This window comes from Lysinibacillus sp. NPDC093216 (assembly GCF_050280325.1).
Taxonomy (GTDB): Bacteria; Bacillota; Bacilli; order Bacillales_A; family Planococcaceae; genus Lysinibacillus.
The window spans coordinates 1-2,632 of sequence record NZ_JBNNVB010000038.1 but is presented as its reverse complement, the minus strand read 5'-3'; the positions used below and the strand labels follow the sequence as shown (position 1 = coordinate 2,632).

General features: G+C 35.5%; 2 protein-coding genes and 1 riboswitch. Both genes read left to right on the top strand.

The annotated features are described in order from the left end of the window. On the top strand, window positions 1-183 hold a 183-nt coding region (locus tag ACQKOG_RS24935; protein ID WP_427448447.1), incomplete at its 5' end, for a hypothetical protein. A 187-nt stretch (window positions 184-370) separates the two neighbouring features. Beyond that, a riboswitch (purine riboswitch) is annotated at window positions 371-472 on the top strand. 135 nt (window positions 473-607) lie between these two features. Next, window positions 608-1,912 carry an NCS2 family permease gene (locus ACQKOG_RS24930; RefSeq protein ID WP_370082932.1) on the top strand — a complete coding sequence of 435 codons (1,305 nt, stop codon included), beginning with the start codon at window positions 608-610 and terminating at the stop codon, window positions 1,910-1,912. Window positions 1,913-2,632 lie beyond the last annotated feature (720 nt).

The window sequence follows — 2,632 nt, the reverse complement described above, 5'->3', positions numbered from 1 at the left end:
ATGTTTTTTGTGCAAAAGCGCAGTGTTAACGTAGCGACAGCAACACGAAGTTGGTCACTCAGTCATGTGTTGTTACTGACGCTACAGAAAGTAATTGTAGCTGACGCTTCGCTTTCGCTACAAAAAACATTTGTAGCTGCCGCTTTGCTTTCGCTACAGAAAACATTTGCTGAAAGAAGTTAAAATCCTCTAGAATTCGAATGGATCCTAGGGGATTTTTTTATTTAAAACGTTCAGTACTGACCTGTTTATGCAACGATTTTTTAAAATGTGAACATTAAATAAGGATTTTACACGAACTTTCGTGTATTTTTTATAAAAAATGTTCGGAAATAGGGTTGAAATCTGAAAAGTGAAATGATATATTACGATTGTAAATTAAATATGTCGTCGTATAATGTCGGGGATAAGGCCCGTGAGTTTCTACCAAGTTACCGTAAATAACTTGACTACGATTTTAGTTATATATACCAATGTATAGACACTAATTGATTTCACGCTATAGTAATGGTGATGAAATGTATCGTAGACATGCGACTAGTAGAGTAGTCAGCGTGTTTTTTTTGTTTTCGATATTGAAGACGACCATACGGAGGATTTCTTTAAAATGAAAAAGTATTTCATGTTCGATGAATTAGGAACTAATTATCGCCGCGAAATAATAGGTGGTATTACTACATTCCTTGCTATGGCTTACATTTTAGCTGTTAACCCTGGTATGTTAGAAAATGCAGGAATGGATAAAGGTGCTGTATTCGTAGCTACAGCATTAGCAGCTGCAGTCGGTTCTCTAATTATGGGTATTTTCGCTAAATTCCCAATTTCACTTGCTCCTGGTATGGGCTTAAACGCATTCTTCGCTTTCACTGTAGTTGGAGCGTACGGTATTCCATGGCAGACTGGTTTAACAGGTGTTTTTTTCTCAGGTGTTATCTTTATCATTCTTTCGTTAACAGGTATTCGTGAAACAGTAATTAATGCAATTCCAGTACAACTTAAATATGCAGTTTCAGCAGGTATTGGTTTATTTATAACATTTGTTGGCTTACAAGGAGCGGGCATTATAACAGATAGCAAAGCTACATTGGTGACTTTAGGAACATTCACTGGTCCAACTTTACTAGCTGTATTCGGGATTGTTCTTTCAATTATTCTTATTATTAAACTACGTAGTATTGGTATTTTCTTAGGGATGGTTATAACAGCAATTGTTGGTATGATTACAGGTGTCATTGAGCCTCCTACAGCATTTGTTTCAGCAATTCCGAGTGTAGATTCTACATTTATGGTAGCTCTAGATCCAATTCGTCATGACTTTAGTTCTTTATTAAACGTTAAATTTTTAGTAGTTGTCTTAACATTCTTGTTTGTAGATTTCTTTGATACAGCAGGTACTTTAATGGCAGTTGCAACACAAGCAGGATTAGTAAAAGATAATAAATTACCACGTGCAAGTCGTGCATTGATGGCTGATGCTCTTGCGACAACAATTGGTTCTCTATTTGGTACATCAACAACTACAGCGTATGTAGAGTCAACTTCAGGTGTAGCAGCAGGTGCTCGTTCAGGTTTCTCTGCTGTAGTAACGGCAATACTATTCCTAGTAGCATTATTCTTCTCACCGTTACTTGCTGTGGTAACTCCAGCAGTAACAGCACCAGCTCTAGTTATTGTAGGTGTTCTGATGGTATCTTCATTACGTTTAATTGATTGGGATAAATTCGAGATTGCTGTACCAGCTTTCTTTACAGTAATCATGATGCCTCTTGGTTACTCAATTGCTACAGGTATCGCAATAGGCTTTGTCTTCTATCCAATAACAATGCTTTTAGCGGGTCGCAAAAAAGAAATTCACCCTATGATGTACGGATTATTCTTTGTCTTCCTTGCATACTTTATATGGGTACGCTAAGTATAAATACACAATAGAAATATAAAAAGCACCTACAATTGTTAGAAATGAAACTAACAATTGTAGGTGCTTTTCTTATAAAAACTATAAAAATATAAAACAATTTTATTGATAAAAAATCTTCATCAATTTCTGCAGTAGAAAAGGGAAGTCGCTAATATGAGAAATCAGGAGGAATTTAAATAAGCGTTTATAGTGTTAATTTAGAACTTATAACATTCATGTGTAGTAGATTTATATACTATAGAAGAAACTCCCTTTAGCTCCTTTCAGTGGGTGTTTGTACACCCGCTGAAATAGAGGAACTCGGTTTAAGAACGCCGCGTACTGAGGCAATTTAACTGTGCGAAAGCGAAGCGACAACAACAACAACACGCGACTGAGTAACCAACATCACGTTGGCCTAAAGCCTCCGACCGATTCCGGACGCAATTATGCCGAGGTATAATTGATTTATTTAAAATAGTTTTACTTTAATAATTCACTTGCAAACTTAATATTAAGGTGATATATTTATAAACGTTGTTACGAAAGAAACAACAACAACTAAAAAATACTAACACAAATAGTTGACATAGAGTTAACGACATGTTAAAGTATAGAAAGTCACTTAAATGTGACAAACAAATGAACCTTGAAAACTGAACAAGCAAAACGTAATCAATAAAGTTTTTAGTAGCTAACCTTGAGTTGGTGAACGAAACAAAATTTTGGACATCA